Genomic DNA, 15,629 nt, shown 5'->3' on the forward strand with positions numbered 1-15,629 from the left:
ATACTTAGAAGAAAATGTAAGTAAGTATTTAGTCAAAATGGGAAACATGTTATAATTATGTATACACATTATTATAAATTTGCAGAGAAGTAAAAGCTAAGAGCTAAGAAGTAAGAACTAAAAGGTAATAGGTGTGGTGAAAATTCAGCCTTGCTGAATTTTTTCATAAACTCTTACTTTTTACCTATTAGTTATTATCTATTAGTTCTTACCTAATTTAAATTTATATTAGATTTATAATCAGCATACAAAATTAATCGACTTGCATAATTTAAAGTAAGTCGATTTTATATACATTTATAAAGTTTTCAGGAAGGAATTTAAATTGAAAAAAACAGTAAGTATTATGATTGTTATTGTGCTATTGATACTTACAGGCTGTTCTAGATCTGGAAAGCAGGCAGCTGATTCAAAAAAGCAGTCATTACAGCCAAGGCAGGTTATTGAAAATTATTTTAAATATTATAATGAGAAAAATAGAGAAGGAATACTTTCAACGCAAACAGAAGTAAATAATACTCCTAATATAGAATTTGGATTTGAAAATTTAAAATACATTAGGCTTATCAGCATGTCAGAGGACACAAATCCGAGGCAGAAAGAAGCATACATGAAATATGGACGGGGGAGCATCAATGGTGTAAAAGAAGAAAATGTACTAATTTATAAGGTTAAATATGATGTTAAATATAAAAAGAACGAAGTTGGTCCTCAGGACAGCGGAATGTATACTAAGTGGGTTACTATTATAAGAAAAGACAAAAATTCGCCATGGTTAATTGATGAAATTGGTGAAGGATAACTTTGTACTTGCAGAAAGGATGAATTTATATGAAATTAAAATATACAAATTTTCAAAAGGTGTTAGAATTTATTTCAGTTATTGTACTTTTAGCAATGTGGGTATATTTAATTCAGTCATGGGGAAACTTGCCAGACAAAATTCCAGCACATTATGATGGAGCAGGAGTTGTTGACAGATGGGGAAACAAAAGTGAGGTTTTGGTAATGCCTATTATGAGTTCGGTACTATATATATTGATAACAATTTTGTCTTTTTTTCCTTCAATTTGGAATGTTCCTGTAACAATTACTCCAGAGAATAGAGAGGGTGTGTATATAAATTTAAAAAATATGGTAATATTACTTAAAATGGAGATTATTATTGCTTTTGCATATATAACATATTCTGAAATTAAAGCAGTGCCTTTAGGAACCTTGTTTTCACCTATATTTCTAATCATCATTACCATAACTTTGGTATATTATATAATGAAAGTGCGTAAGGCTTAAAAGTTTACAGAGCATTATTATGGGGGATCAATATGAATAACCATAAAGTCAGCAAAAAAGGCGGCCTAATTGTAATTGCAGGGATTATCATTGCACAAGTGATTGTAAAAGTCATAGGTGCTGAAAATATACCTTTAAAGTTAGTTTTAGCTTTAGTTGCTGCTGCATGTACAGCAGTTATTATTGGAGTAATTAAAAACGGTAAAAAAGGGTATGGAATTAAATATAATATAACTTTTACAATACTAGTTTTAGTTTTTTTAATAAGTTTTAGCGCTACTATGATATTATTCAAAGGTGATTCTGAACTATTTAAGTATGGTTTGTATATGCTTGAATTATCAATGGTAAGCATTGTGCTGCTGGCAATATTTGTAGTAGTGTATGATGTAACACATAGAATGAAAGATAGATAATTATATAATGGGGTATGAAAGTGAAAATTATTAAGGTTATAGTCATATTTGTTTGCATACTAGTGATGACATCTTGTGTGAACCATAATAAGCATGAATCTAAAACCACTTTACAGGGAAAGATGATTAATGAGAATACTGAAGAATATAAAATCAAAGAAAATATAATTTTTTATGTTTTACAGGATGAGTATCTTGAGAATAATGATGTAAAAAATCCCAATGTAAGCGAATTAATTAGGGTGTTTATTTGTTATGACGGGGTAAAAAACCAGATATACCCTAATTCAATAGTAGTGTTTTTTGAAAAAACAAATACTATACAGGAATTTAGAGACAGCTTAGTAAAAAAAAATACCGGAGGCCTGAAGTTACCTCTAAATACCATTGTTAGTAGTCAGGTATTAGACAAATGGAAAGAACAGGGTTATAACGGTTTAAGCAGTTATACAGATGAATCGCCAATGGGATTGGATTATTCTCAATTAAAGTAAAGATAAACTTTTGGAGGGAGATAAAGTTGATTGATGAAAAGAATATATCTGAAAAAGGTTCTGCTTTTTTGAAGTTAAGCTTGTATGCTCTTTTAGGAGTCCTTTTAGAGTTATTGATTCTATTGATTGAAATTCTTGTATATGGTAAAAGTATTAATCACCTCTCTTTCACCGGAGCAGAAAAAATATTACACTGGATACTGACTTGTATTACATGGACTGCTGTTTCTTATCAGCTAATCAAAACCTCAAGGGAAAAGTATAAATTCGATATATTTAAATACAGAAATTCTTTAGATTTAAAGAACTGGTTATTATGCCTTATACTTCTTACCGTTTCTATATCCAACAGTTTAATAGACTGGAATGGGTTTAAAGTTCTGAAGGAATTTTTATATTATGGCTGGCTGCAATTTATATTTCAATACATTTATTATTTGTTTGAAACAATTCTTGTTGTTTTGATAATAATTTTTGCTCAAAAGGCAGGAGAGATATGGTTCAGAAAAGATAAAATTCCATGGGGAGGCATATTTGTTGGTTCAACGTGGGGATTATTACACATTGTAACAAAGTTTCAGTTATACGCAGGTTTATCAGCCTTTATTGAAGGTTTATTATTTGGGGTTGCATATCTTGCTTCCAGAAAGGACTTACGCATAGCATATCCTTTAATCTTTTTAATGTTTGTACTGTAGATTATTTTCGTTTCTATAATAATTAATACGCATTTTTCTCATAATCTCTTAGTTCTTACCTTAAAAAAGCTCTTACTTCTTAGTTATTACTTAAAAAAAGTTCTTACTTAATATGAAATATACAAAGGAGGTGCGATATTATGACAAAAGCTGAGAAACACAAGGAAATATGCGAAAGACTTTATAAAATATATGTAGCAAAAAATAAGGATTATGGAGACAGTTTTGGTGAAGGATTCAAAGAATACGGTCTTATAATGCCTGCAATAAGAATGGATGATAAACTAAGCAGGTATAAACAATTAATTAAGCATGAAGCTGAAGTAAAGGATGAGACAATTACTGATACATTGCTGGATTTAGCCAATTACTGCATCATGACTATCATTGAAATAGAAAATAAAGACTAAATCAGGTTCATTAAGTGTAAAAACATATTGAAACAATTCATATTAAGTGATAATATTTACATGTCATAATTTACATTGGTTTACCAATTAACCTCAGGAGGTAACTATAAGGTGAAAATTTTAATTGTTGATGATTCTACTTTTTCTCGAAAAATATTAGGTAACTTAGTGGCAAAATATCTAGGTGATGTAGAAATTTATTTTGCAAAGGATGGACAGGAAGGACTGGAGAAATATAAAAGTATTAAACCAGATTATGCCTTTGTGGATCTTTTGATGCCTAAAATAAGCGGGGAAGAATTAATAAAGCTGATAAATGAATATGATTCAAATGCAAAAATAATTGTAGTTTCTGCAGATGTTCAAAAAAGTATAAAGGAAGAAATAGATTCATATGGCGTAATGGCATTTATAAATAAGCCATTTACAGAAGAGAAGGCAAAATCTATATGTGAAATAATAAGGAATGATCAAGATGAAAAGTAATGTGGAAAGAGAAGATATATTAAAAGAGCTGTTTAATATAAGCGTTGGCAAGTCTGCCAGTGTATTGTCAGAAATAATTAATAAAAAAATATTATTAAATGTTCCTAATTTAAAAATTGTGGACTTAAATGAAAAGACCATAGCAATTGATGATTATCTTCCAAAGGTAATGAAGGGAGCTATTATGGTATCTTCCATTGCCTTTAAGGATGAATTAAGGGGAAAGGCAAGTTTAATATTTCCCGCAGATAAAATGAGAACATTTATAAATCTATGTTCAAATGAAAGTGATGATACTCCCTTTGATGATATGAATTTTACAGACATAGATTTTGATATTTTAAAAGAAGTAGGAAATATAATATTAAATTCTGTTATTGGAGAAATAGGGAATTATTTAAAAATAAAATTAAGCTATACCTTACCAGAAGTGAAGGTATTTAATAAGGCAGATTTTGAAAATACTATAAACAGTAAAGAGTATACCCATATCCTAATGTTATATATAACCTTTAAACTAGACGATTCAGAAGTATCAGGTGCTATAATTATTAACCTCACTTTAAGTTCATTAAGTGAATTACTTAAAAAAGTTGAAATGCTGGAAGATGGTTTCAATGAATAATATTTTATATGATATATTAGATAACGTAAATGAAGGGATAATAATATTAAATTCTGATTTTGAAATTTTATTTTGGAATAACAATATGACTGTTATAACGCAGATTAATTATGAAAAGGCAATAAATAAGTATATATATGATGTTATTCCAAGTCTGAATAAAGGTTATTTTAATGATACAATGAAATATGTGCTAAATAGCGGAGTTAAGATGTTTTTTTCATCAGCTATGCATAAGGATTTACTTAATTATAATAAAAATATTAATTTAAAGATAAGCAGAATACAAAAGGACAGTTTAAACTATATACTTGTTGAATTTATCGATGTTACCAGTGAATTTTTGCGAATTCATCAGTTAAAAGAATATGTTAATGAATTGTATTCTTTAAATAAAGAATTAAAGGAAAAAGAAAAAACCATTAATAAACTGGCTTATTATGACGAATTAACAGGCTTGGCAAATAGAACTCTGTTTTTTAAAGTTGCAAATAAATTCTGCGTAAATGCCAAAAGAAGCAAAGGACTTTTGGGGTTGATGTTTATTGATGTTGACAAATTCAAAGACATAAATGATACATATGGACACAAAAAAGGTGATGAGATTATTGCCTTTGCAGGTGAAATGTTAAAAAAATGTACCAGAGAAGGTGATGTTGTTGCCAGATTTGGTGGAGATGAATTTTTAATATTACTGCCATTTATAAAAAGCTATCATGATTGTAAAGTTGTTGCTTCAAGAATTACAAACAGGAATAAGACTTTATCCTGGGACAGTGATGAAATAAGTATATCTCTAAGTATAGGGGTGAGTATGCTGCCAAATGACGGCAATTGTATAGACGAGCTTATGATGCAGGCAGATAAGGCAATGTATAAAGCAAAAAACCAGGGAGGAAACGGATATTATCTTTCCTCACACTAGTCTACAGTTAAAAGTTAAGAGCTTCTACAGTTAAGAGTTGTAGGTTAAAAGTTGTAAGTTGTGGATGATTTTTCTCCGTTACACTGCGAAAAATCTTTAATTTATATAAGTCAGGCAAGTTTTGCTAAAAGCAAAACTCACCTTAACTTAAAACTCAAAACTCGTAACTTATAACTGCCTTAATTGTGGCTGCTTTTAAGCAATTTAATCTGATATTTAATCCAGTTTATTATTTCCATTTTATCCTTATTTACAGGAGGGATATGTGACCAGATGTCTTTAAAATGTTCAGACAATGCTTTCACAAGCATAGGTTCTTCTATGGATAATCGCACTTCCGGGGTGAATTTTGAAGTTCCATATGATTCAATTAAGGCAGCTTGTCTTTCTTTAATTATGCAGCAAAAATCAAAATATATAAGATCCTTATCAGAATTCTCAGTTAAAAATCCAACATTATAATTTTTATACATTTCGAGAAGTTTAATTAGATTTTGCAGATATTCAATAATGTCTTCTGGTTCCAAATGCACAATCTCCATGCCGCTGTAAGAATAAAAACATAATTCTCCATGGTCAATTAAATTTTCAATTGAATCCATCTGATAGATGTCCCAATATTCATATTTGTCTATATTTGACACAAATGAATACAATTTTTTTTTATAGCAATTCAATTCTTTTGTAAGCCTGCTGCTGGTCAGCTTCTTTCTATTTAGCAGTTTTTTAAATAAATTCTCAGGTATTGTAATAATATTAAAACCATACCTGCATAAAAATCTATTACCCATTCTGCTTTTCATTCGGGATAAAAATTCTGAGTATTCCAGGTTGTTATCTGTGGAGTAATATTTTATTGCTGGTTTAGCATAACTTTTAAGAAGTGTTCTAAAATATTTCTGGCAGGTGTCAATAGCTTCAATACTTTTAAAGAAAAAAGCTCTTTCATTTTCCAAATGATTGGTTGTTGATATGGTGAATATTGCTCCTATTTCTGGAATTGCAATAATATCTTTGCCAGTATTTAAAGCGTCATAATTAGAAAGATAATATAAATTTAATTTTCCGGTTTTTACAAGCAGCTTTGAAAAATTAATAAATTCCATAGTCCTTTTGCAATTATTATCTAATCTTAATAGGAATAGTATATTCCATCCATTACTTATAGCTCTCAATAAAATTTTTCTGCAGTAAATTAAATTATTGCTGTCACGTTTCATAAAACATATATCATTTATAAATGATATAAAGATTGTATTATTGTTTTTACATTTTGTATTTGCAGCTGCTTCAAGTAAGGATAGGGACTTGGATATAACATTTTTGCTTCCTATAATTAATTGATCCTGTTTTGATAAACTAATAAACTGCTTACTATTTGAAGATTGTTCTTTATCAGCTGACTTTGGTTTACTTTTCGTAAGCTCCATCTTTCTAAGTTCAATGGAATATCCCTGAGATTCTGCCAGTATTTTCTTAATTCTTTCTTCCATATCATCTTCAATTATGTTATCATTAAATATTCTATAGTAAAAATCATTTATATATTTTTTTTGAAAGGAATTTTGAACATTCCCCGAAAGATAGTCCGAAATATTATTAATATAATTGGTTTTATATGAAGGCACTCTTTTGCCATTAACCCAGCGATTAACAAGTGAACTATCTACATTTATTGCTTTTGCTAATCTGCTGATACTGATATCAAGTGTTGAAAGTAAAAAACTGAGACTTTCACTGAATTTAATGTTTTCTTTCATTTTGCTTTCTCCTTTTAACTTTAGTTTAATAAGTATACTTAAAATCTGTCATATGAATATACGTTTATATAGTAACTATTGCACCTCTGAAGATGATTATATAGAATATTGTAATAATTTGTATGTATAGTCATAATATTGTCACAATTACAACAGTGACAATGTAAAAAACATAGTATAAAAAGTACATAATTATTATATAATAGCAATTATACAATATTTATGTAATGATAAATAAAGGATGAAAAGCATGAAATTATATGATAGTTTAAAAAAGGCCATTGAACAAAATGAACTTACAGTGTATTATCAGCCTCAGATAAGTCTTAATAATGGGGATATAATAGGTGTTGAAGCCTTAGTACGATGGATACATCCTATTGAAGGCATAATAATGCCCCAGTATTTTATTCCATTGGCAGAGGAAAGCGGGTTAATTTCAGGTATTAGTGAGTATGTGCTGCGTACTGCCTGTATGCAGAATAAGTACTGGCAGGAAAAAGGATACAATGCCTTTAATGTATCTGTAAATTTTAATGCCATGCAGTTTGAGCAGCCGGATTTTGCAGATATGATTGCTAAAATCCTGGATGACACGGGCATGAGTGGAACATGGCTTAATTTAGAGCTTACTGAAAGTATCCCAGTTGACAATATGGATATTATAATTGACACAATGGACAAAATTAAAAACATGGGAGTTACTGTATCACTGGATGATTTCGGGGCAGGCTATTCTTCTTTAAATTATTTAAAGTATCTGCCTATTGATGAAATTAAATTGGATAAAACATTTATGCATGACATATCTAATAAACCACATCAAAAAGAAATAATAAATTCAGTAATATGTCTTGCTCATAGATTAGGGATAACAGTTACTGCTGAAGGGGTTGAGACAATGGAACAGCTTAATTTTTTGAAAGATCATAATTGTGATAATGTACAAGGATTCCTTATAAGCAAGCCTATTTCTGATGAAAGTATTGAAGACTTTTTCATGAATAATATTTAAAATAAATTTTGAAATGGAGAATGTATTATGATTTCTATAAATGGAGTAGAGTATATAAAAGAAGTATGCGAATCCCAGGCTAATATGATACCTGGAGGCGTTATATATTTAATAAGTGATGGAGTTACTTATAATTGGAAAAAGGCATCAGATGAATTCGACCTTGATATATTCCAAGCAGGTAAAAGTGTAGACTCTAACAGCCTCAATGTCAGGGCTGTAAAAGAAAATAAAATTCTCATTGAAAATGTGCCAAGTTCTTTATATGGTGTAAGATTAAAGATTATTGCAGAACCAATAGTAAATGATGATGGACAAGCTGTTGGGGCATTTTCAACAATATATCCAGTGGTAAACCCCCTGGTGAAAAGCTTTAATGATTTTGCACCAATCTTATGTGAAATGTTTAGTGATGGTGCAGTAATGTTTATAACAGATTTAAGCAAATTTGTGTACATACAAAATTCAAAAGAATTTCAATTGACACAACTGGAGGTTGGCGAAGACATTAAGGAAAATTCAGCGCCTGCAGTGGTATTAGGTACAAAAAGGCCATTTTCTAAAGAATATGATTCTTCAGTATTTGGTGTTCCTGCTTTTGCATCCTGCTATCCTCTATTAAATGAGGATGGTAGTGAAATTGTGGCAACATTCGGCCTTATTATTCCAAAAGTTGAAGCTGTAAAGTTGAAAGAAATGTCTCAAAGCCTTGAACAAGGATTAAGTGAAATTGCTTCCACCATAGAAGAATTAGCAGCATCAGCTTCAAATATCCATACTAATGAGCAGGATCTTCATAATAGTATTAGCGAAATAACTGAACTATCAAAGGAGATAAAGGATATAACATCATTTATAAAACAAATAGCTGACGAAACCAAGATGCTTGGCTTAAATGCTGCCATAGAAGCAGCCAGAGCAGGGGATGTAGGAAGAGGTTTTGGCGTTGTGGCTGGTGAAATAAGAAAGTTGTCTGAGCAGTCAAAAAGTACAGTACCTAAAATTCAAAAATTAACTGATGAAATTATAGTTAAAGTAAATGAATCCAGCGAAAAAAGCCAGAGTTCCTTATCTTCAAGCCAGGAACAGGCAGCTGCCACTGAACAGGTAACTGCAAGTGTGGAGGAAATTACAACTATGGCAGAGGAGTTAAGCAAAATAGCACATAAACTATAAATAAGTAAGAACTAAGAGGTATTTCTATCTTGCTAAAAATTTTGTAAAATAACGCAAAAATTTGTATGAATTTTATTGTATTCCATTTAGTATTAAATGATTATAATATAGATGTATAAAAATTTATTAAAAGGTGTAAAATATTGCTAAATGGTGGGGTTTATTTTGAAGTACACGTTGAAGAAAATATTTGAGAATCCATTTATACACATTAAAAATAACATAATTATTTATTTAAATAATAGTTTTTTAAAGCTTAGCGGCTATTCCAGAGATGAATTAATTGGGAAATCCATTTCAGATTTAAGCAGTATGCTTAGACTTGATTCTCAAATTAATATGGAACACATAGAAAAGGAACAAAGCTGTTATCTGTTTACAAAGGAATTGGAGCCAAGGGAAGTTACAATATCTTTAAGCAGACATTCCACTGGAAATGAAAAAAAATATATTATAAAAGAGATTTCAAACTCAAGGATAGAAAGCAGATTGCCATTTGCGGCAAATTTATTAAAAGATAATGAAATTGGAATGGCATTTTATAGTATTACAAATAAAATTTTAATTAAAGTAAATAATAATTTTTTAGATTTTTTAGGTATGCCAGATAAGAGCAATAAAGACTGCATTGGCAGGAACCCTGAAAAAATATTCAAAGGACTTAATGAAGGTGATCTTCAGTGGATCTTTAATAATTCTGCTGGGCATAACCAGCACTATTTTTCAATGATGAATAAACATCAATACATAAAAAGAGCAGGCAGGGAATGGGCCGTATCTCTTGTGCCGGTAAATTTATCAGAAAAAGAAAGGTATATAGTTTATACAGTTTATGACTTAACAGATATGTGTAAAAATCATAAATGTAACGAAGTATCTGTGCACAGTGAAAAATCAATGAGGGATGAACATTTATTAATAAGATTTCAATTTGATTTTATAAAGAAAATGATTGATAACCTGGAGGTTGGCTTTGTTCGATATTCATATCCTGAGCTTAAAATTATGGATATTAATAATAGAGCCTTGAAGGGTATAAGATCTATTAATCCAGCTCTTTGTTCTACATCATCTGTTATTGGAAAAAGATTACTGGGCCTTCTTGATTTTGACAGCAATGAACAGGCCGAATTCATGATGAATCTTAAAAATATCAAAGATAAAAAGGTTAATTGCAGCTTTGATTATAAGAAAATTGTTTCAGAAGGAGAGGAAAGGATAATCAAATTAGTACATCAGCCTTTGCTTGGACTTAATAATGAGATCACGGAAATAGCAGATGTTGCAATTGATGTTACTGAAGAATTTAAAACCAAAAAACAAATGGAAAAAACTATAAAAATTCAAGAGGAATTATTTGCAAATATATCACATGAATTTAAAACTCCTTTAAATGTTATATACAGTACAGATCAGTTATTGGAGCTATATTTAAAAAATGATTCCCTTGAAGCAAATAGAGATAAAATCAGCGCAAGTGTTAAAATAATAAAACAGAACTGTTTTAGGTTTGCAAAGCTCATTAATAATATAATGGATCTTCATACAATAGAATCGGGATTTTACAAATTAAATTTCACAAATGAAAATATAGTTCAGGTAATTGAGAATGTTGTTCAGTCTTCTTCAAAATATATTAAGGAAAAAGGGCTTAATATTATTTTCGATACAAATACAGAGGAAAAGGTTATTGCATGTGATGCTGGAAACATTGAAAGGATTATTCTTAATCTTATATCCAATGCAATTAAGTTTTCCAAACCAAGGGGAAACATATTTGTTAGTGTATTTGATAAATTGGACACAGTTGAAATAACTGTAGAGGACAATGGTATAGGCATTGAAAAGAAGCACTTAGATAAAATATTTGGCACATTTGCTCAGGTTGATAAATCCTTATCCCGTAACGCAGAAGGAAGCGGCATTGGACTATCACTGGTAAAATCAATTGTTGAAATGCATAACGGTAAAGTCAGCGTTAACAGCGAAATTGGGACAGGCAGTAAATTTACAATTGAACTGCCTGCACGGATTGTGGAAAACCCAAGTATTATAGAGAAAACTATTCCGGCAAGCACTAAAATGCATAGGGTAATGGTTGAATTTTCTGATATATATTGATAACAGGCATTTCAAAATGTATTTAATAATACACAAAGCCCCTGCAGTTAAGTTTTGCAGAGGCTTCTAATTTATTTAAACTTAATAATCTGCAGGTTTCAGCTCCATGTAATTAAATCTTGGAGCAGCATAATTAAACATAAGCTCCTGTGATACCTGATTTACATATGCTGTTGTACCCTGCACAAGAAAGTTTTTGAATTTATCTATGTTGCTGCAGGGCACTGTTTTATAAATTGTTTTTCCATTGCTTTGGTATCTTAGTCTGTAAACTGGAATAGTTTCTGCAGATTTTAATCTGGTGGATCCATTTCTTTTTTCAATTACCATTCTTTCCATTGAACCAATGTCAGTATATTTATCATTTTGGTTTGAGATAAAGTTCCCCATGGAATAGTTAACTAAGACATTTTTGCCCTTAGCATAGAGCATTTCGGTCTTTTTTGCCACATGAGGATGACTGCAGAGAATTGCATCTGCACCCATTTCCGCAACGTCTTTAACAAGTTTTGACTGAAAGTCTTCAACATTTCTAACATACTCAGTACCAAGATGAAGATATACTATGAGAAAATCGCATTTAGGTTTTATATCATTAATTTCCTTTTTTATCTTGCCTTCATCAATATAATTTATCATATCAGGATACTGCATGCCATAATTGGTGCTATAGGTATAGGACAGCATTCCTATTTTAATATTATTTTTTTCTGCAATTACACTTTTGTCTTGTCCTGGTTCACCAGATCCAAGTACTTTAAAACCATATTGTTTTATTAGATTATTTGTACTTCTTAATCCCTGAAGGCCTGTATCCAGTGAATGATTATGGTCATTTAACAGAACCTGAAAACCAGTAGCCTTTAAAGCATCAAGAGCTTGTACAGGAGTGTTAAAAGCAGGATATCCTGATAAGTTCCTGTCAGGGTTAATGGTCGTCTCAAAATTTGCTGCTGAAATATCCGCAGAGGAGATTATGTCCTTTACCTCTGAAAACATTGGATTGAAATTATAAGTTTTGTTTTCGGAAGCTGCTGCCACTTCAGGCATATGGAACAATATATCTCCTGCAGAAATAAAGGTAACAGTGGAAGTATTATTATTTATATCTGAGAGGTACTTTTCATATGCTGCCTCAGCTGAGGCATTGCTTTGAAAGGCATTTGTGCTGTTATTATAATAATGGTAAAAATAAATTATGCCACATAATATTGTAATTAACATTATGATAAATATGGATTTTTTCTTCATGTAAACACCCCTTTTGTTTATTGATATAAAAATATATGATGTATTTCCAAATGTTATGATAAACATCATGATGTTTACAATTATATCCAATTACAATAGATGTATACATTTTTTTATTGTAAACCTATACTTAGAAAATTATTTACAATAACGCATAATAATTACTAATATAGTGGTATACTAGTAGTATAAGTACAAAGGAGGGTCTTTTTAATGACTAAGTCTAAGAACACTAAGATATTAACTGAGGAGGAAGGCGAGGAAAAGATATTGGAAATTATATCTGACTCACAGTATAAAAAAGGTAAACAAAAACAAGAGAAGTAAAAGAAATAACCCCGCAGTATACTGTAGGGTAATATCCTTTTACATGAAAACCAATCTATTCATTATGACTTGTCTGTTATAGTATATATCTATTCTAACAAATATTTTTTTAATCCATCAGCAATCATTTTATATGATTCTTTGCTTTCAGGCAGTTCAGGCTTGTGGATTGTAAAGCCATGCTGTGCTCCATAAAAGCGTTTAGCTGTTGTTTCCACTCCGCATTTAATCAGCTTTTCAGCATATTTTTCTCCTTCTTCTCTAAGAGAATCCATTTCACAGGTTGTAATAACTGTAGGCGGTAAATTTTTAAGCTGCTCAAAAGATGCATATATAGGTGAACAATATGGATTTTTTGCATCACTTTCATCTATATAGCACTTTTTAAACAAATCTGTAATTTCAACTGGAATTGCACCTTCTATATGGAATTTTTCACCTGGATGAATTGCTAAATCTACTGAAGGATAGTCAAGAATCTGACATTTAAGACCAAATTCCCCCTTTTCCTTTGCTATCATACTTACAACTGCTGCAATATTTGCACCAGCACTATGGCCTCCAATTGCCATGCTGCATGGATCAATTCCAAATTCATCATTATGGGAGTTTACATAGCTTACTGCATCATAAATATCCTGTATACCTGAAGGCCATCTATATTCCGGGGCAAGTCTGTAATCAATTGAGATAACAGTTATATTTAAGTCATTCCTTAAATTATCACAGAATTTATCGTCATTTTCAGGCAAGCCCTTTGCAAAACCACCCCCATGAATATCGAAAAAAACAGGGCTAAGCTTATTTTGAATGTCAGATTTATAAATTAAAGCACGTGTCTTACCAGCTCTTGTAGGTATAAATATTACTTTCCCTGAAATGCTTGCAACCTTTAGCTTATTTATATTTTCATTCCTCATGTTATTTATTATTTTTAAAGTTTCTTCATTATTATTCATATGTTTCATTCCTTTCATAATAAATAATTATATCACTAAATTGGGTAACTGTGACTTGGGAAAAATAGTATAATCTTAGGTAAGAGCTTTTTTTAGGTAAGAATTAAGAAGTAAGAACTTTTAACTTTTAACTCTTAACTTTCAACTGTAAAATTGGGGTGATATATTTTGAATCTTAAGGAAAGAGCTAAACAATTAAAAATCGATATTCCTGCTATTTTTATAGCATTAAGGAAAAAAGAAACACCTGTAATAGCAAAAATTCTTGCTGGAATAACAATTGCATACGCGCTATCTCCAATTGATCTTATTCCGGATTTTATACCAGTATTAGGGTATTTAGATGACATCATTATACTGCCATGTCTTATTGCTCTGACAGTGAGATTGATTCCACCTGACATGTTTAGAGAATGTCGTATTCAAGCTAGAGGATTATGGGCGGATGGAAAACCTAAGAAATGGTATTTCGCTTTGCCAATTGTGATAATATGGCTGATTATAATCTATCTTATTATAAGAGCAATTTATCCCAGGTAAAGTAAGAACTAAGAACTAAGAAGTAAGAGGTAAGAGCTTTTTTAGGTAAGAACCTTTTTAACTAAGAAGTAAGAGTGAATAATGAACTTTTAACTTTTAACCCTTAACTCTTAACTGTATTAGTCCTGCATCGCTTTATACAACACTGAAAAAACTTTTAGCAGCAGGTTTAGTGGAGTTAAGTTGTGACACAGATGAAAATAAGAAAGTATATAAGATAACCAATAAAGGACGAGATATGCTTATAAAGGAGATTGAGCGTAAAAAACAGATGATTAAATTCGCTGAAAATTTTTTGAATGAGGGGGATATTCATGAAAAATAAATATGTAATAATTAGTGGTCTTGCTTTTAGCGAAGAAAGTGATATGGAAAAACTAAAAAATTATGCAAGTCAAGGCTGGATACTAGAGGACATAGTAGGAGGGCTTTTTTATGAATTAAGAAAAGATAAGCCTCAAAACATAGTATATAGCTTGGATTATCAATTTAAGGCTGATGATGAGTATTTTACTATATTCAAAGAAGCAGGGTGGAAACATGTTCTTTCCATCAAGAACCAAATGCATATTTTTTTAGCGCAGGCTGGGACTAAGCCTATTTATAGTGATAGTAAATCGGAAATAGATAAATATACATGTATAAGAAATCAAACAAGGAGGGGAACAATCTTTTCTCTAATAATAGCTATAGTATTAATAGGCCTATTAGCTGTTTCCGCAATTGCTATAAGACCAATATTTCTAATTGTCTTAGCGTTATTAATAATTGATATTTTTATATTTGTCTTTAATTTTATGCCGTACTTAGCATATAACTCCAGAATTAAGCAAATAAAAAAAGATGGTAAGTGTAATAGTAAAGCAATAGATAATAAAAGTTCATGGAGATTATATGCAATTGCAGGCGTTCTATGGTTAGCTATAGGAATATGGCATTTAACTGGGAAACTATATTTTTCTGCAGCATTTTTTATAATTTTTGGTACTTTTTTTATTTTTTCAAGTTCAACTTACTATAAGAAATATAAAAAGTCTTTATAAATTTTATTTTAATAAATACCTATCATAAGCAATGATATATTATAATTAACAAGGTAGGAAGTTTTTAGTGGCAGGGGAAATAGGGAATTT

The 15,629-nt window shown here is 30.4% G+C and carries 17 protein-coding genes and 1 pseudogene; 15 read left to right on the forward strand and 3 right to left on the reverse strand.

Features of this window, described 5'->3' with window-relative positions; genetic code table 11:
• Positions 1-325: 325 nt before the first annotated feature.
• From EQM05_RS05915 to EQM05_RS05955, 9 genes are all read left to right on the forward strand, one after another.
• Entirely contained in the window at positions 326-802 is a 477-nt protein-coding gene (locus tag EQM05_RS05915; RefSeq protein WP_164917214.1) for a DUF4829 domain-containing protein, read from the forward strand.
• A 29-nt stretch (positions 803-831) separates the two neighbouring features.
• The gene (locus EQM05_RS05920; RefSeq protein WP_128749179.1) at positions 832-1,293 is read left to right on the forward strand and encodes a DUF1648 domain-containing protein; all 462 of its coding nucleotides are present in this window, start codon (positions 832-834) and stop codon (positions 1,291-1,293) included.
• Between the two features lie 32 nt (positions 1,294-1,325).
• Positions 1,326-1,709 (forward strand): hypothetical protein, encoded by a 384-nt coding sequence (locus EQM05_RS05925; protein WP_128749180.1) that lies wholly within the window; start codon positions 1,326-1,328, stop codon positions 1,707-1,709.
• Between the two features lie 14 nt (positions 1,710-1,723).
• Positions 1,724-2,203, forward strand: coding sequence for a hypothetical protein (locus EQM05_RS05930; protein ID WP_164917215.1), 480 nt, complete (start codon positions 1,724-1,726; stop codon positions 2,201-2,203).
• 26 nt (positions 2,204-2,229) lie between these two features.
• Positions 2,230-2,901 (forward strand): hypothetical protein, encoded by a 672-nt coding sequence (locus tag EQM05_RS05935; RefSeq protein ID WP_128749182.1) that lies wholly within the window; start codon positions 2,230-2,232, stop codon positions 2,899-2,901.
• 140 nt (positions 2,902-3,041) lie between these two features.
• Complete coding sequence (locus EQM05_RS05940) at positions 3,042-3,311, forward strand: nucleotide modification associated domain-containing protein (RefSeq protein ID WP_128749183.1); 270 nt, start codon at positions 3,042-3,044, stop codon at positions 3,309-3,311.
• A 111-nt stretch (positions 3,312-3,422) separates the two neighbouring features.
• Complete coding sequence (locus EQM05_RS05945; protein WP_128749184.1) at positions 3,423-3,797, forward strand: response regulator; 375 nt, start codon at positions 3,423-3,425, stop codon at positions 3,795-3,797.
• A complete protein-coding gene (locus EQM05_RS05950) occupies positions 3,778-4,422 on the forward strand; it encodes a chemotaxis protein CheC (RefSeq protein WP_243108133.1) in 645 nt (214 codons plus the stop codon). Before EQM05_RS05945 ends, EQM05_RS05950 begins: the two co-directional genes overlap by 20 nt.
• A complete protein-coding gene (locus EQM05_RS05955; RefSeq protein ID WP_128749185.1) occupies positions 4,415-5,347 on the forward strand; it encodes a diguanylate cyclase in 933 nt (310 codons plus the stop codon). Before EQM05_RS05950 ends, EQM05_RS05955 begins: the two co-directional genes overlap by 8 nt.
• A gap of 179 nt (positions 5,348-5,526) precedes the next feature.
• Here EQM05_RS05955 and EQM05_RS05960 read toward each other — a convergent pair whose 3' ends face one another.
• Complete coding sequence (locus EQM05_RS05960; RefSeq protein ID WP_128749186.1) at positions 5,527-7,107, reverse strand: helix-turn-helix transcriptional regulator; 1,581 nt, start codon at positions 7,105-7,107, stop codon at positions 5,527-5,529.
• Between the two features lie 250 nt (positions 7,108-7,357).
• On the opposite strand from EQM05_RS05960, the gene EQM05_RS05965 reads away from it, so the two are divergent.
• The 3 genes from EQM05_RS05965 to EQM05_RS05975 all read left to right on the forward strand — a co-directional run bounded on the left by EQM05_RS05965 (position 7,358) and on the right by EQM05_RS05975 (position 11,419).
• Complete coding sequence (locus tag EQM05_RS05965) at positions 7,358-8,122, forward strand: EAL domain-containing protein (protein WP_164917216.1); 765 nt, start codon at positions 7,358-7,360, stop codon at positions 8,120-8,122.
• A gap of 27 nt (positions 8,123-8,149) precedes the next feature.
• Complete coding sequence (locus EQM05_RS05970; RefSeq protein WP_128749188.1) at positions 8,150-9,298, forward strand: methyl-accepting chemotaxis protein; 1,149 nt, start codon at positions 8,150-8,152, stop codon at positions 9,296-9,298.
• Between the two features lie 177 nt (positions 9,299-9,475).
• Complete coding sequence (locus tag EQM05_RS05975; protein ID WP_243108134.1) at positions 9,476-11,419, forward strand: PAS domain-containing sensor histidine kinase; 1,944 nt, start codon at positions 9,476-9,478, stop codon at positions 11,417-11,419.
• 81 nt (positions 11,420-11,500) lie between these two features.
• Here the strand turns inward: EQM05_RS05975 and EQM05_RS05980 are convergent, their stop codons facing one another.
• Both EQM05_RS05980 and EQM05_RS05985 read right to left on the reverse strand, forming a co-directional pair.
• A complete protein-coding gene (locus tag EQM05_RS05980; RefSeq protein WP_164917217.1) occupies positions 11,501-12,670 on the reverse strand; it encodes a CapA family protein in 1,170 nt (389 codons plus the stop codon).
• 416 nt (positions 12,671-13,086) lie between these two features.
• Positions 13,087-13,956: an alpha/beta hydrolase gene (locus tag EQM05_RS05985; RefSeq protein ID WP_128749191.1), complete on the reverse strand. Its 870-nt coding sequence runs from the start codon at positions 13,954-13,956 to the stop codon at positions 13,087-13,089.
• Between the two features lie 168 nt (positions 13,957-14,124).
• On the opposite strand from EQM05_RS05985, the gene EQM05_RS05990 reads away from it, so the two are divergent.
• The 3 genes and pseudogenes from EQM05_RS05990 to EQM05_RS06000 all read left to right on the forward strand — a co-directional run bounded on the left by EQM05_RS05990 (position 14,125) and on the right by EQM05_RS06000 (position 15,539).
• Positions 14,125-14,496: a DUF1232 domain-containing protein gene (locus tag EQM05_RS05990; protein ID WP_205694174.1), complete on the forward strand. Its 372-nt coding sequence runs from the start codon at positions 14,125-14,127 to the stop codon at positions 14,494-14,496.
• Positions 14,497-14,620: 124 nt separating this feature from the next.
• A pseudogene (locus EQM05_RS05995) lies at positions 14,621-14,821 on the forward strand (helix-turn-helix transcriptional regulator); the annotation flags it as partial.
• Positions 14,811-15,539 (forward strand): DUF2812 domain-containing protein, encoded by a 729-nt coding sequence (locus tag EQM05_RS06000; protein ID WP_128749194.1) that lies wholly within the window; start codon positions 14,811-14,813, stop codon positions 15,537-15,539. The pseudogene EQM05_RS05995 and the gene EQM05_RS06000, both read left to right, overlap by 11 nt.
• Positions 15,540-15,629 lie beyond the last annotated feature (90 nt).

Source organism: Clostridium sp. JN-9, assembly GCF_004103695.1.
Classification (GTDB): Bacteria; Bacillota; Clostridia; order Clostridiales; family Clostridiaceae; genus JN-9.